Source organism: Streptomyces sp. NPDC091282, from assembly GCF_044757385.1.
GTDB classification, from domain to species: Bacteria; Actinomycetota; Actinomycetes; order Streptomycetales; family Streptomycetaceae; genus Streptomyces; species Streptomyces gramineus.
Map to the genome: position 1 here is coordinate 1,305,603 of NZ_JBIVUX010000002.1, position 13,436 is coordinate 1,319,038.

At 73.5% G+C, this 13,436-nt stretch carries 11 protein-coding genes; 8 read left to right on the forward strand and 3 right to left on the reverse strand.

Features of this window, described 5'->3' with window-relative positions; genetic code table 11:
* Nucleotides 1-216 precede the first annotated feature (216 nt).
* The gene (locus tag ACIQOE_RS12820; protein WP_401411351.1) at nt 217-2,013 is read left to right on the forward strand and encodes a hypothetical protein; all 1,797 of its coding nucleotides are present in this window, start codon (nt 217-219) and stop codon (nt 2,011-2,013) included.
* On the opposite strand, the gene ACIQOE_RS12825 is transcribed toward ACIQOE_RS12820, so the two are convergent.
* Nucleotides 1,994-2,509, reverse strand: coding sequence for a YceI family protein (locus tag ACIQOE_RS12825; RefSeq protein ID WP_401411353.1), 516 nt, complete (start codon nt 2,507-2,509; stop codon nt 1,994-1,996). The two genes, ACIQOE_RS12820 and ACIQOE_RS12825, sit on opposite strands and share 20 nt — an antisense overlap.
* Before the next feature lie 101 nt (nt 2,510-2,610).
* Here ACIQOE_RS12825 and ACIQOE_RS12830 point away from each other — a divergent pair, with 101 nt between their 5' ends.
* From ACIQOE_RS12830 to ACIQOE_RS12850, 5 genes are all read left to right on the forward strand, one after another.
* Nucleotides 2,611-3,108 carry a MarR family winged helix-turn-helix transcriptional regulator gene (locus tag ACIQOE_RS12830; RefSeq protein WP_401411355.1) on the forward strand — a complete coding sequence of 166 codons (498 nt, stop codon included), beginning with the start codon at nt 2,611-2,613 and terminating at the stop codon, nt 3,106-3,108.
* Nucleotides 3,109-3,221: 113 nt separating this feature from the next.
* The gene (locus ACIQOE_RS12835) at nt 3,222-5,027 is read left to right on the forward strand and encodes a methylmalonyl-CoA mutase family protein (RefSeq protein ID WP_365560256.1); all 1,806 of its coding nucleotides are present in this window, start codon (nt 3,222-3,224) and stop codon (nt 5,025-5,027) included.
* Nucleotides 5,027-7,201, forward strand: a complete 2,175-nt coding sequence (gene scpA, locus ACIQOE_RS12840; RefSeq protein WP_363017142.1) for a methylmalonyl-CoA mutase — start codon at nt 5,027-5,029, stop codon at nt 7,199-7,201. The genes ACIQOE_RS12835 and scpA overlap by 1 nt, the downstream gene beginning before the upstream one ends.
* Nucleotides 7,198-8,196 (forward strand): methylmalonyl Co-A mutase-associated GTPase MeaB, encoded by a 999-nt coding sequence (gene meaB, locus ACIQOE_RS12845; protein WP_401411358.1) that lies wholly within the window; start codon nt 7,198-7,200, stop codon nt 8,194-8,196. Before scpA ends, meaB begins: the two co-directional genes overlap by 4 nt.
* 68 nt (nt 8,197-8,264) lie before the next feature.
* Entirely contained in the window at nt 8,265-8,807 is a 543-nt protein-coding gene (locus tag ACIQOE_RS12850) for a GNAT family protein (protein ID WP_351325805.1), read from the forward strand.
* Nucleotides 8,808-8,899: 92 nt separating this feature from the next.
* Here the strand turns inward: ACIQOE_RS12850 and ACIQOE_RS12855 are convergent, their stop codons facing one another.
* Entirely contained in the window at nt 8,900-9,625 is a 726-nt protein-coding gene (locus ACIQOE_RS12855; RefSeq protein WP_351325803.1) for an alpha/beta hydrolase, read from the reverse strand.
* 369 nt (nt 9,626-9,994) lie between these two features.
* The gene (locus ACIQOE_RS12860; RefSeq protein ID WP_401411360.1) at nt 9,995-10,963 is read right to left on the reverse strand and encodes an alpha/beta hydrolase; all 969 of its coding nucleotides are present in this window, start codon (nt 10,961-10,963) and stop codon (nt 9,995-9,997) included.
* Nucleotides 10,964-11,214: 251 nt separating this feature from the next.
* Here ACIQOE_RS12860 and ACIQOE_RS12865 point away from each other — a divergent pair, with 251 nt between their 5' ends.
* Both ACIQOE_RS12865 and ACIQOE_RS12870 read left to right on the forward strand, forming a co-directional pair.
* Nucleotides 11,215-12,447, forward strand: a complete 1,233-nt coding sequence (locus ACIQOE_RS12865; protein ID WP_351325799.1) for an MFS transporter — start codon at nt 11,215-11,217, stop codon at nt 12,445-12,447.
* Nucleotides 12,448-12,554: 107 nt separating this feature from the next.
* Nucleotides 12,555-13,424 (forward strand): LysR family transcriptional regulator, encoded by an 870-nt coding sequence (locus tag ACIQOE_RS12870; RefSeq protein WP_399011412.1) that lies wholly within the window; start codon nt 12,555-12,557, stop codon nt 13,422-13,424.
* Nucleotides 13,425-13,436: the final 12 nt, after the last annotated feature.

The following is a 13,436-nucleotide window of genomic DNA, read 5'->3' on the forward strand; positions in this document are numbered from 1 at the left end:
CACTCGTTGCCTGCACCAGCCAATTCTTACGCCAAGTCACCCGTTCGGCCCAACAGCGACACGAAGCGCGAACGACTGTGGGCGGGCATGCGTGGAACACGCGTTCTTGTCACTATTAGGACGATTGCCGCGCATTGGTGGCTTCTTACTGCCCTCACACCGGACTCTTCTCCTCCTTCGGCGCCCCGTTCACCGCCCGGGATTAGCGTCCGGTGCGTGCACTTGGCAGAAACACAGCAGGTGACACCCGACCGGCGGACACAGTCGGCGGTGTCCGCCGCCCCGGGAACCTCCCGGGATCCCGAAGCGTGCGCCCCGCCCGCCCCCTGGCACCGCGTCCTGACCCTCCTCGCCGACGTCTCCCTGTTCATCGGCACCCGTTCGGTGTGGACGCAGGCGGCCACCCACCACCTGGTCCTGGCGGCCCTGATCTCCCTGTGCTACGCCTCGATCCTGGTGAGCGGCGTGCTGGCCCTGACCGTGCGCAGGACCCGGTCGCTGGCCCGGGTCGACCTGCTGGTCCTGGTCACGGCGGCGGTCCTCGCCCTGTGCGCCTGGGCGCTGAACCACAACGGCGGCGACGAGGGCGTCCTCACCACCCAGGCGGCCCGCGCGCTCGTCACCGGGCACGCCGTGTACGGGCAGCCCTGGCCCTGGCTGTTCCACGGCACGGGCATCGCCGTGACGCCGACCATAGGCGGCGGCTACGACTACACGTACGGCTACCCTCCGCTCGCCGTGCTGCTCACCGTCCCGCTGCTGTGGCTCGGCCACTCCGGCGCCCCGGCGACGGCGGCGTGCACGCTCGCGCTGATCGGCGGCACGGTCGCGCTGTGGCGGATGCTCCCGGTGCCGTGGCGGTCCTCGGCGACGCTGGCCTGCCTGGGATTCGGTTTCCTGTCGACGTACGCCCGGGTCGGCTACCCGGCGATCATCGCGCTGGCCCTGCTCGTCCCGGTGGCGGTGCGCTGGCCGCGGATCGGCGCGGGCGGCCGGCTCGGCGCCGCGGGGCTCGCCCGTGCCGCGTGCCTGGGCGCCGCGTGCGCGGCGCAGCAACTGCCTTGGTTCGTGACGCCGTTCCTGCTGGCCGGGCTCTACGCGGTGCGGCGCGGCGAACTCGGCGGCCGGGCCGCGGCCCTGCTGGTGCTGCGGTTCGCCGGCGCCGCCGTGACGGTCTGGCTGCTGATCAACACCTACTTCGCCGTCTCCGCACCCGGCCGCTGGCTGGGCGGGATCGCGCTGCCGCTGACCCAGGGCGCCGTGGTGCACGGCCAGGGCCTGGTCGACGTCACGCTGTACTTCACCGACGGCAGCGACCGCATCGCCTGGTACTCGCACGCCAGCATGCTGCTCGCGGCGGCCCTGCTGGCCCTGTTCGTGCTGTTCGTACGGCGTCTCGGCCCGGTGGCGACCGTGCTGCCCTGGCTCGCCTTCTTCCTGGCGACCCGCTCCCAGGACGGCTACTACCTGCTGATGACCCCGCTGTGGCTGGCGGCGGCCGTCACCGCGCCCCTGCCGGAGTTCGCGCGGGCCTGGCAGCCGCGGCCCGCCTTCCTGGCCGGGCCCCGCCGCCGGCCCTTCCTGGTCGCGGTGGCGGTCCTGCTGTTCACCCCGGCGCTGGTGAGCGCGGCTCTCGCGGTGTCGGGCAGGCCGCCGCTGCGCATGGAGGTCACCGCGCTGCGCCGGGCGGAGCGGTCGGCGGCGGTGGTCCGGGCGATGACGCTGAAGGTGGTGAACACCGGGAGCGCCCCGCTCACCCCGCACTACACGCTGACCACCGGCCAGGGCATGAGCCGGTACTGGCTGCTGGTGCGCGGCCCGGCGACGATTCCCGGGCACGGCACGGCGAGCGTCGAACTCCGGCCGCCGGACGGCCGGTTCGCCGTCCCCGGCAAGCCGGGCACCCGGATCCGGCTGCGCGCGTTCACGGCGGACCCGCAGACCCTGTCCAGCCAGGACGTCACCCTGCGCGGGACCGCGCGGGGAGCGGGGGTCAGGCCGCCGCGCGGGTGAAGCGCAGGGTGGCGGTCACCGTGGTCGGGCCGCCCATCATGCGCATCTGGTTGAAGGCGACCCCGAACTCCTCGCGGGTCACCGTGAACTCCGTCTCCAGCGTCAGCCCGTCCGCGTCGGCCGAGGCCAGCCGTGCGGTGATCTGCTGCGGCCTGGTGACGCCCCGGACGGTCAGCCGGCCGTCCACCCGCACCGCGCCGTCCGCGTCCCGCTCGGCGCCGCGCACCTCGAAGGTGATCTCCGGGTGGTGGGCGGCGTCGAAGAAGTCGGCCGAGCGCAGGTGGTCGTCGCGCTTCTTGTTCCTGGTGTCCAGGGTGGCCGCGTCGATCACCAGCGTGCCGGTGGCGGTCCCGTCGGCGGCCACCTCGCCCCGGCCGGTGACGCCCGTGAAGGTGCCCCTGACGGTGACCAGGCCCCAGACCGACTTGTGCCGGACGGCGACGGTGGAGGCGGTCGAGTCGAGCTGCCAGAGGCCGGTTTCCACGGTGACGGTCATGGCCGTGCTCCGATCGGATCAGTGGTTCAAATTTGGATGACTTCGGTACGGCTGCACGCTAGCCCACTATCCAAATTTGGACAACAGGTAGACTCGACGCCATGGCCGCCGCCCCGGAAGACCCCGCAGAGCTGCCCGTATGCCCCTCCCGCGCGGGCGACGGGCTGCTCCCGGACGAACTGCGCGCCTGGATGCTGCTGCTGGCCGCGACGGGGGCGGTGGAGCAGCGGCTGCGGTCGGTCGTGAAGAAGACCCTGGACGTCTCCCACGACGAGTTCCTGATCCTGTGCCTGCTGGCCGAACAGCCGCGCGAGGGCCTGCGGATGAGCCGGATCGCCGAACTGCTGGGCCGCCCCAAGACCCGCCTCACCTACCAGATCGCCTGCCTCCAGCACGCCGGCCTGGTCACCCGCAAGGCCGTCTGCGACGACAAGCGGGGCATCGAGGCCGCCCTCACCGACAAGGGCCGCGGCCGCCTCCAGGACGCCTCCGCCGCCCTGGCCGAGACGGTCGGTCAGGCGTTCGCCCACGTCATCGGACCGGAGCAGCGCGAGGCCCTGTGCGCGCTCGTGCCGACCCTCGCCGACGGCACCCGCTGACCTCCGCGAACCGGCCCCGACACCCCCGGGAGGCGCAGGTCACAACCACGGAGAGGGAAAGGTCACAGCCCCGTCACCCGTGCACTTCTGACGCTCTGCCCTAGCATCCGAGCATGACGGTCCTGCCTGACGACGGGCTCTCACTGGCCGCCGAGTTCCCTGACGCGACACACGAGCAGTGGCAGCACCTCGTGGAGGGCGTACTGCGCAAGTCGGGCAGGGAAGTCTCGGGCGAGGCCGCTGAGGACGCCCTGTCCACGACGCTGGAGGACGGGCTGCGCACCCGTCCCCTGTACACGGCGCGCGACACCGCGCCCGACCCCGGCCTGCCCGGCTTCGCGCCGTTCGTGCGCGGCGGCCGGCCCGAGGGCGGCACCGCGGGCGGCTGGGACATAAGGCAGCGGCACGCGGCCGCCCCCGACGGCGCGCTCCTGGCCGACCTGGAGAACGGCGTCACCTCGCTGTGGCTGCTGACCGGCGAGGGCGGCATCCCGGTCTCCGGCCTCGCGCGCGCCCTCGACGGCGTCTACCTCGACCTGGCCCCGGTCGTCCTCGACGCCGGCCGCGAGGTGACCGGGGCGGCCGCCGAGCTGTTCCGGCTGTACGACGAGAAGGGCGTCGACCCCGGGGCCGTACGCGGCAACCTGGGCGCCGACCCGCTCGGCTTCGAGGCCCGTACCGGTGCGGCGCTGGACTTCGCGCCCGTCGCCGCCCTCGCACGGCGCTGCGCCGAGGAGTTCCCGGGGCTGCGCGCGCTGACCGTGGACGCGCTGCCGTACCACGAGGCGGGCGGCTCGGCGGGGCAGGAACTGGGGGCCTCGCTGGCCACCGGGGTGGCCTTCCTCCGTGAGCTGACCGAGGCCGGCATGAGCGTCGAACAGGCCCTCGGACAGCTGGAGTTCCGGTACGCGGCGACCGCCGACCAGTTCCTGACGATCGCCAAGCTGCGCGCCGCGCGCCGGCTGTGGGCGCGGGTCGCCGAGGTCAGCGGCGCGGCCGACGCGGGCGCCCAGGTGCAGCACGCGGTCACCTCGCCGGTGATGATGAGCCGCCGCGACCCGTGGGTGAACATGCTGCGCACCACCGTGGCCACGCTCGCCGCCGGGGTGGGCGGCGCCGACTCCGTCACCGTGCTGCCCTTCGACCACGCGCTGGGCCTGCCGGACGCGTTCGCCCGCCGTATCGCCCGCAACACCTCCACGATCCTGGTCGAGGAGTCGCACCTGGCGCGGGTCGTCGACCCGGCGGGCGGCTCCTGGTACGTGGAGCGGCTCACCGACGAACTCGCCCACGCGGGCTGGGAGTACTTCCGGTCGATCGAGCGGGACGGCGGCCAGGCGGCCGTGCTGCGCTCCGGCCGGCTGCGCACGGACCTCGCCACGACCTGGGCGGAACGCTCCAAGAAGCTCGCCAGGCGCCGCGAACCCGTCACCGGCGTCAGCGAGTTCCCGAACCTGGCCGAGAAGGCGCCGGTACGCGAGGCCGCCCCCGAGTCGCCGTCCGGCGGACTCCCGCGGGTCCGCCGGGACGAGGCCTTCGAGGAGCTGCGCGCCCGCTCGGACGCGCACCTCGCCGCGACCGGCGGCCGCCCCCGGATCTACCTGGCGACGATCGGCCCGGCCGGCGCGTACACCGCCCGCGCCGGTTTCGCCGCCAACCTCTTCCAGGCCGGAGGCATCGAGACCGTCACCGAGGGCGGCTTCGAGGAGAGCGGTGCCGCCGAGGCGGTGCTCTGCTCCAGCGACGCGCTCTACGCCGAGCAGGCCGAGCCGACCGCCCGGTCGCTGAAAGCGGCCGGTGCCGGGCACGTGTTCCTCGCCGGCCGGGGCGAGTACGCGGGGGTCGACGCATACGTCTTCGCCGGCTGCGACGCCGTGGCCGTGCTGTCCGAGACCCTCGACCGCATGGGAGTGTCCTGATGGGAATCCCCGACTTCTCCGGCATCGAACTGGGGACCCCCGTCACCGAGGGCGGCGACGCCCAGTGGCGCACGGCCGTCGAGGACGCCACCGGCGGGGCGGCCCCGGTGTGGGAGACCCCGGAGGGCATCGGGGTCAAGCCGCTCTACACCGGCCGTGACCTGGAGGGCCTGGACTTCCTCGGGACCTACCCGGGCATCGCGCCCTACCTGCGCGGCCCCTACCCGACGATGTACGTCAACCAGCCCTGGACGATCCGCCAGTACGCGGGCTTCTCCACCGCCGAGGAGTCCAACGCCTTCTACCGGCGCAACCTCGCGGCCGGCCAGAAGGGCCTGTCGGTCGCCTTCGACCTGCCCACCCACCGCGGCTACGACAGCGACCACCCGCGGGTGACCGGCGACGTCGGCATGGCGGGCGTGGCCATCGACTCGATCCTCGACATGCGCCAGCTGTTCGACGGGATCCCGCTGGACCGGATGACCGTGTCGATGACGATGAACGGCGCCGTGCTGCCGGTGCTCGCGCTGTACATCGTGGCGGCCGAGGAACAGGGCGTACCGCCGGAGAAGCTGGCCGGGACCATCCAGAACGACATCCTCAAGGAGTTCATGGTCCGCAACACCTACATCTATCCGCCGAAGCCGTCGATGCGGATCATCTCCGACATCTTCGCCTACACCTCGCAGCGGATGCCCCGCTACAACTCGATCTCCATCTCCGGCTACCACATCCAGGAAGCGGGCGCGACGGCCGACCTGGAGCTGGCGTACACGCTCGCGGACGGCGTCGAGTACATCCGGGCGGGCCGCGAAGCGGGCCTGGACGTCGACGCGTTCGCGCCGCGCCTGTCCTTCTTCTGGGCGATCGGCATGAACTTCTTCATGGAGATCGCCAAGATGCGGGCGGCCCGGCTGCTGTGGGCCAAGCTGGTGGCGCAGTTCGACCCGCAGAACACCAAGTCGCTCTCGCTGCGCACCCATTCGCAGACCTCGGGGTGGTCGCTGACCGCGCAGGACGTCTTCAACAACGTGACGCGGACCTGCGTGGAGGCGATGGCCGCGACCCAGGGCCACACCCAGTCGCTGCACACCAACGCCCTCGACGAGGCGCTCGCGCTCCCCACGGACTTCTCGGCGCGCATCGCCCGCAACACCCAGCTGCTGATCCAGCAGGAGTCGGGGACGACCCGGGTCATCGACCCCTGGGGCGGCAGCGCCTACGTGGAACGGCTGACCTACGACCTCGCGCGCAAGGCCTGGGCGCACATCCAGGAGGTCGAGCAGGCGGGCGGGATGGCGCAGGCCATCGACGCCGGCATCCCGAAGCTGCGGGTGGAGGAGGCGGCCGCGCGGACGCAGGCGCGGATCGACTCCGGACGGCAGCCGGTGATCGGCGTCAACAAGTACCGGGTGGACAGCGACGAGCAGATCGAGGTCCTCAAGGTCGACAACTCCTCGGTGCGCGCCCAGCAGATCGAGAAGCTGCGGCGGCTGCGGGCGGAGCGGGACGACGTGGAGTGCCGGGCGGCGCTCGACGCGCTGACCCGGGCCGCCGACGGCGAGGGCAACCTGCTGGAACTGGCGGTGAACGCGGCCCGCGCCAAGGCGACCGTCGGCGAGATCTCCGACGCCCTGGAGAAGGTGTACGGCCGGCACGCGGGCCAGATCCGTACGATCTCCGGTGTGTACCGCAACGAAGCCGGCGAGTCCCCGAACGTGGACCGCACCCGGGCCCTGGTCGACGCCTTCGACGAGGCCGAGGGACGCCGTCCGCGCATCCTGGTCGCCAAGATGGGCCAGGACGGCCACGACCGCGGCCAGAAGGTGATCGCCACCGCCTTCGCCGACCTCGGCTTCGACGTCGACGTCGGCCCGCTGTTCCAGACCCCGGACGAGGTCGCCCGCCAGGCGGTGGAGGCCGACGTGCACGTGGTCGGCGTCTCCTCGCTGGCGGCCGGCCACCTCACCCTCGTACCGGCGCTGCGCGAGAAGCTCGCCGAGGAGGGCCGGGCGGACATCATGATCGTGGTCGGCGGGGTGATCCCGCCGCAGGACGTGCCGACGCTGCTGGAGATGGGTGCCACGGCCGTGTTCCCGCCCGGGACGGTGATCCCGGACGCGGCCTACGACCTGGTGCAGCGGCTGTCGGCGGAACTCGGGCACGACCTGTGATCGATGTCGACGCCTATGCGAAGGGGGTGCTCGACCAGAAGCGCGCGGTGATCGCCCGCGCGATCACCCTGGTCGAGTCCACCCGGCCGCAGCACCGGGTGCTGGCGCAGCAGCTGCTCACCGAGCTGCTTCCGCACAGCGGCCGGGCACGGCGGATCGGCATCAGCGGAGTGCCGGGCGTGGGCAAGTCGACGTTCATCGACGCGTTCGGGACGATGCTGACCGGGCTCGGCCACCGGGTCGCCGTCCTCGCCGTGGACCCGTCCTCCACCCGGACCGGCGGCTCGATCCTCGGCGACAAGACGCGGATGGAGCGGCTGTCGGTCGACCCCGCCGCCTTCGTCCGCCCCTCCCCCAGCGCGGGCACGCTCGGCGGGGTCGCCAAGGCGACCCGCGAGTCGATGGTGGTCATGGAGGCCGCCGGGTACGACGTGATCCTGGTGGAGACCGTCGGCGTCGGCCAGTCCGAGACCGCGGTCGCCGACATGGTCGACTCCTTCCTGCTGCTCAGCCTGGCCCGCACCGGCGACCAGCTCCAGGGCATCAAGAAGGGCGTGCTGGAGCTGGCCGACGTCATCGCCGTGAACAAGGCGGACGGCCCGCACGAACGCGACGCGCGGACCGCGGCGCGTGAACTGGCGGGCGCGCTGCGGCTGATGCACGGCAAGGACGCCTTCTGGACGCCTCCGGTGCTCAGTTGCAGCGCCCGCGAGGCGACGGGACTGGACGTCGTCTGGGAACGCCTCGAACAGCACCGGGCGTTGCTCGACTCCAGCGGGCGGCTCGCCGGCAAGCGCCGGGAGCAGCAGGTCGGCTGGACCTGGTCGATGGTCCGGGACGAGCTGCTCGGCCGGCTTTCCGCCCATCCCGCGGTCCGTGCGGCCGCCCCCGACCTCGAACGGCAGGTCAGGGACGGCACGCTGACGGCCACGCTGGCCGCCGAACGGATCCTGGAGGCGTTCGGTGAGCCCCCGGACGCACCGGAGCCCGGCTGAACCCCGCCCCGGTGCGTAGACCGGTAATCCGTTTGCCGGACGCCGGCCGGGTCGGATAGGAAACTCGCATGCTCAGAGGTGGCAAGGTCGGGCTCAGGGCCCGGCACGAGGCGGACGTCCCGGTGCTGCAGGCCGAACTCCACGGCGACGTGGTCAACGCGTCGCGGGCGGCCGGGCGGCCGTGGCGGCCGTTCGCTCCCGGTTCGCAGGACGGGCCGTTCGCGCTGTCCGAGCCGGAGGAGGCGACCGTCCCGTTCTCCGTGGTGGAGTTGGACGGCGGCGCGCTGGTCGGCAGCGCCATGCTGTGGGGCATCGACACCCACAACCGGTCCGCGCATCTCGGCGTCGGGCTGCTGCCGGCCGCCCGCGGCAAGGGGTACGGCACCGACGTGGTCGCCGTGCTGTGCCACTACGGCTTCGTCGTGCGCGGTCTGCACCGGCTCCAGGTCGACACGCTGGCCGACAACACCGCGATGCTGCGCTCCGCCGAACGCAACGGCTTCGTCCGCGAGGGCGTGCTGCGCTCCGCGGCCTGGGTGATGGGCGAGTTCCTCGACGAGGTCTTCCTGGGCCTGCTGGCCGAGGACTGGAAGCCCGCCGCGCGGGGCTGACCTGCTCCGGCGGACCGGGCCCCGGCCGCGCACGCGCACGGGCCGCGCCCGGTCGGCACCGGTACGCGGCCCTTCGTGTCATCCCCGCCGGGTCACGGTGCGGTCAGGCTGCCGACCGCCTCCTGGATCAGGGCGACGACCTCGCCGGGGTGGGCGAGCATCACCAGGTGGGAGGAGTCGACCTCGACGGTGGTCATGCCGGCGCGTTCGTAGCCGTAGCGCTCGACGTCGGGGTTGATGGTCCGGTCCGAGGAGGAGACCAGGCCCCAGGACGGCTTGGTACGCCAGGCCGCTACGGGCGCCTGCTCGGCGAAGGCCGCGCCGGCGAGAGGCCGCTGGGAGACGGCGAGCACCTTGGCCAGGTCCGGGTCGACGTCGGCGGCGAAGATCGCGGGGAACCGGTCGGGGTCCACCGTCACGTCGGTGCCGGGCTCCTGCGAGCCCTCGACCGGGAACGGCGTGTAGACCAGGGCCGAGGCCAGCTCCGAGTCCGGGAACCGGCCCTGCAGCTCGCCGAGGCTCTCGCCCTCGGCCAGGGCGTAGCCGGCCAGGTAGACGAGCGCCCGCACGTTGTCCTCGGCGCCCGCGACGGTGATGACGGCACCGCCGTAGGAGTGGCCCACCAGGACCACGGGGCCGGGTACCGCGCGGACCACCGAGGCGATGTACGCGGCGTCGCCGGTCAGGCTGCGGTTGGGCACGGCCGGCACGAGCACCTTCAGCCCGGCGGCGAGGAGTCCGGGGACGACCCCTGCGAAGCTGGACGCGTCGGCGAAAGCGCCGTGCACCAGGACGACGGTGGGTGTGGGTTCGGTCATGTCGGTTCCTTCTCTGCTGTCCGAAGCGGGATGGGTACGGGCCGGCGAGAGGGACCGGCCCGGGAAGGCCGGCCGTGCGGGGGCCTGCCGGCGGACCGGGCCGTTGGCGGGGGCCCGCGGCCTCGCCGGTGCGCGTTCCGCCGTGTCCGGTGGCGGCGCGGCGCGGGATGCCCGCGCCGCGTGACCCGGCGGCGGGGGCCGGTGCGCGATGACGGCACCCGGGTCGAGGACGGCGGTGCCGGTCGCGTCCGCCGGCTCCGCCTCCTCGCGCTCCGCCCGCTGCCGCGGCCTGTGCGGGCCGGCCGCTGTCTCAGGTGCGGGCGGCGCCCGTCGTGCCGGACCGGTTCGCTGGTGCGCCCGGCCGCCGGGTCAGGCGGTGTGCAGGGCGGTGTGCAGGGTGCGGACGGCCATCGAGACGGCGGCCTCGGCGGCGTGCGTGCCGCGCAGGGCGTTGAGCATCACGAAGTCGTGGATGATGCCCTGGAAGCGGACCGCGGTGACCGGCACCCCGGCCTCGCGCAGCTTGTTGGCGTACGCCTCGCCCTCGTCGCGCAGCACGTCGGCCTCGCCGGTGACGACCAGGGCCGGCGGCAGGTCCTTGAGCTGCTCGACGGTGGCGCGCAGCGGGGACGCGGTGATCTGGGCGCGCTCGGCCTCGTCGGTCGTGTACTGGTCCCAGAACCACTGCATGCCGTCGCGGCGCAGGAAGTAGCCCTCGGCGAACTGGTGGTACGACGGGGTGTCGAAGTTCGCGTCGGTCACCGGGTAGAACAGCACCTGCTGGAGCAGCGGGAGGCCGCCGCGCTCCTTGGCCATCAGGGTCAGCGCGGCCGTCATGTTGCCGCCGACGGAGTCACCGGCCACCGCGATCCGGGACGCGTCCAGGTCCTTGGTCGCGCCCTGCTCCACGATCCACCGGGCGACGGTCCAGTTCTGCTCGATGGCGACCGGGTAGCGCACCTCGGGCGAGAGGTCGTACTCGGGGAAGACCACGGCGGCGTTCGCGCCGACGGCGAGTTCGCGGACCAGGCGGTCGTGGGTGTGCGCGTTGCCGAAGACCCAGCCGGCGCCGTGGATGTAGATGATCACGGGCAGGGTGCCGGTGGCGCCGGCGGGCTTGACGATGCGGGCCCGGACGGTGCCGGTGGGACCGCCGGAGACGGTGATCCACTCCTCGTCGACGGCCGGCGCGGCGATCTCGCCGGACTGCACCTCGTCGACGGCCTTGCGGCCCTCCGCCGGGGCGAGGTCGAAGAGGTAGGGCGGGTTGGCGGTGGCCTCGACGAAGGCCTGGGCGGCGGGTTCGAGCACCGGCTTGACGGGCGGGACTTCGGACATGGGAGTCTCCTGGAATTGCGTGCGGTTCACCGGTGGTTCCGGCGCCGTCGGGCCCACCGTAGGAGCCGGCCCGGCCGGGCAGTTGTCCCCGAGCGCACTTCCGGCCGCCCCGCAGCGCAAGGGGCGCACGCCGGTGGTCATCTGGTGGTGAGATGACTGACATCCCGGATCATCGCCTCGCACGGGGAAGCATCGCGGCCCGCGGAGCGCTGGTGCCGGTGAGAGTCACCGCTCCTGTGAGGAAGGTCCCCGTGTCCCAGTCGTCGTCCGAAGTCCGCTCCCCGCGCCGGAAGCCCGCCGCCGGTTCCGCCCACGGGGTGCCGGGCTGGCTGATCGCGCTGTTCGCCGTCGCCTCCGGCATGACGGTCGCCAACCTGTACTACGCCCAGCCCCTGCTGTCCGAGCTGCGCGGCGTCTTCCACATCGGCGAGGGCACCGCGGGCACGCTGATCACGCTCACCCAGGTCGGCTACGTGATCGGCATGGTCTTCCTGGTCCCGCTCGGCGACCGGCTGGAGAAGCGCGGCCTGATCACCGCGCTGCTGACGGTCACCACGCTCGCCCTGCTGGCGGCCGGGCTCTCGACCGGCTTCCCGATGCTGCTGATCGCCTCCCTGGTCAGCGGCGCCACCTCGGTGGTCGCGCAGATCCTGGTGCCGTTCGCCGCGAGCCTGGCGCCCGACCACGCGCGCGGCCGGATCGTCGGCCGGGTGATGAGCGGCCTGCTCACCGGCATCCTGCTGTCCCGCACGCTCAGCAGCCTGGTCTCCAGCGTCGCCGGCTGGCGGGTCGTCTACCTCGGCTCGGCCGTCCTGATGGCGCTGCTGGGCGTGGCCCTGCGGCTGGCCCTGCCCCGGCAGGCGCCGACCACGTCCGTGCCGTACCACCATGTGCTGCGCTCCACGGCGGCGCTGGTGCGCACCCACCCCGCGCTGCTGCGCCGCGGCCTCTACCAGGCGGCCATGTTCGGTGCCTTCAGCGCCTTCTGGACCACCGTGTCGTACGTCCTGACCGGGCCGCGTTTCCACTACTCGGCCGTCGGTGTCGGGGTGTTCGCGCTGGTCGGGGCCGCCGGTGCGGCCGTGGCACCGCTCGCCGGACGCTGGGCCGACCACGGTCTGACCCGGCGGATGACCGGTGCCGCGCTCGTGCTCGCCGCGCTGGCCTTCGCCGCGGCCGGCTTCGGCGGGCACAGCGTGCTCCTGATCGCGCTCGGAGCCGTCGCGCTGGACGCGGCCGTCCAGACCAGCCTCATCCTCGGCCAGCACACCGTCTACCAGCTCGACCCGCTCGCCCGCGCCCGGCTCAACAGCGCCTTCATAGCGATCTTCTTCATCGGGGGCGCCCTCGGCTCGCAGATCGGCTCGATCGCCTACCGGGCCGGCGGCTGGGGCGCGGTCAGCCTCTTCGGGGCGGCCCTTCCGGTGCTGGCGCTGCTGTACTGGCTGACCGAGTCGCGACAGGGCACGAAGCGCCCGGCCTAGCGTGCGACACCCGCCCGGTCCGTACCGGCGGGGGCCGGGCGGCTGCCTAGGATGCAGTGACGATCGCCGCCCCGCCGAGCGGGGCGCTGCGCCTGCGGGAGCGGATGATGGACCTACGGCAGATGGAAGTCGTCGTCGCGGTGGCGGACGCGGGCGGGTTCACGGCGGCGGCGCGACGGCTGCACGTGGTCCAGTCCGCGGTCTCCGGCACGGTCCGCGCGCTCGAACGCGAGCTGGGCACCGCGCTGTTCACCCGGACCACCCACCGGGTCGGGCTCACGCCGGCCGGTGAGGCGTTCGTCCCGGCGGCGCGGCAGACGCTGCGCGCCGCCGAACTGGCCCGTGCGGCGGTCGACGCGGCCCAGGGCGAGCTGCGCGGCACGGTGACGGTCGGCACGATGCAGGGGGTCTGGGCGGACCTGCACCTCGCGCTGGCCGCGCTGCGGGCCGAGCACCCGCGGGTGGTGGTGCGGTTGCGGCAGGCCGCGGTCGTCGACCTCCGTCAGGCGCTGCGGGAGGGCTCGGTGGACCTGGCGGTGGTGGCGCTGGACCGGCGGCAGCAGCGCGGTCTCGTGACCAGGCTGCTGTCCCAGGAGGAGATGGTCCTGGTGGCCTCGCCCCGCCGGAGGATCGCCGGCGCCGAGCCCGGCGGCACCGTCGACCTGGCGGACGTCGCCGAGCTGCCGCAGGTGGAGTTCACGCCCGGCTGGGCGATCCGGGACGCGGCCGACCGGGCGTTCCGCGCGGCGGGCGTCGAACGGGCCACCACGTTCGAGGTCAACGACATCGTGGCCGCCTCCGAACTGGTCCGCAACGACCTCGGCGTCTGCATCATGCCGCCGACCATCGCCCACCGCTTCCCCGACCTGGCCGCCTACCGCTTCGCCGGCCGCGCGCCGAGCTGGAAGGTGATGGTGGTGCGGCCGCCCGGAGAGCCCCCGGCGGCGGTCGCCGCGCTGCTGCGGCACATGACCTGACCTCCGGGGGCG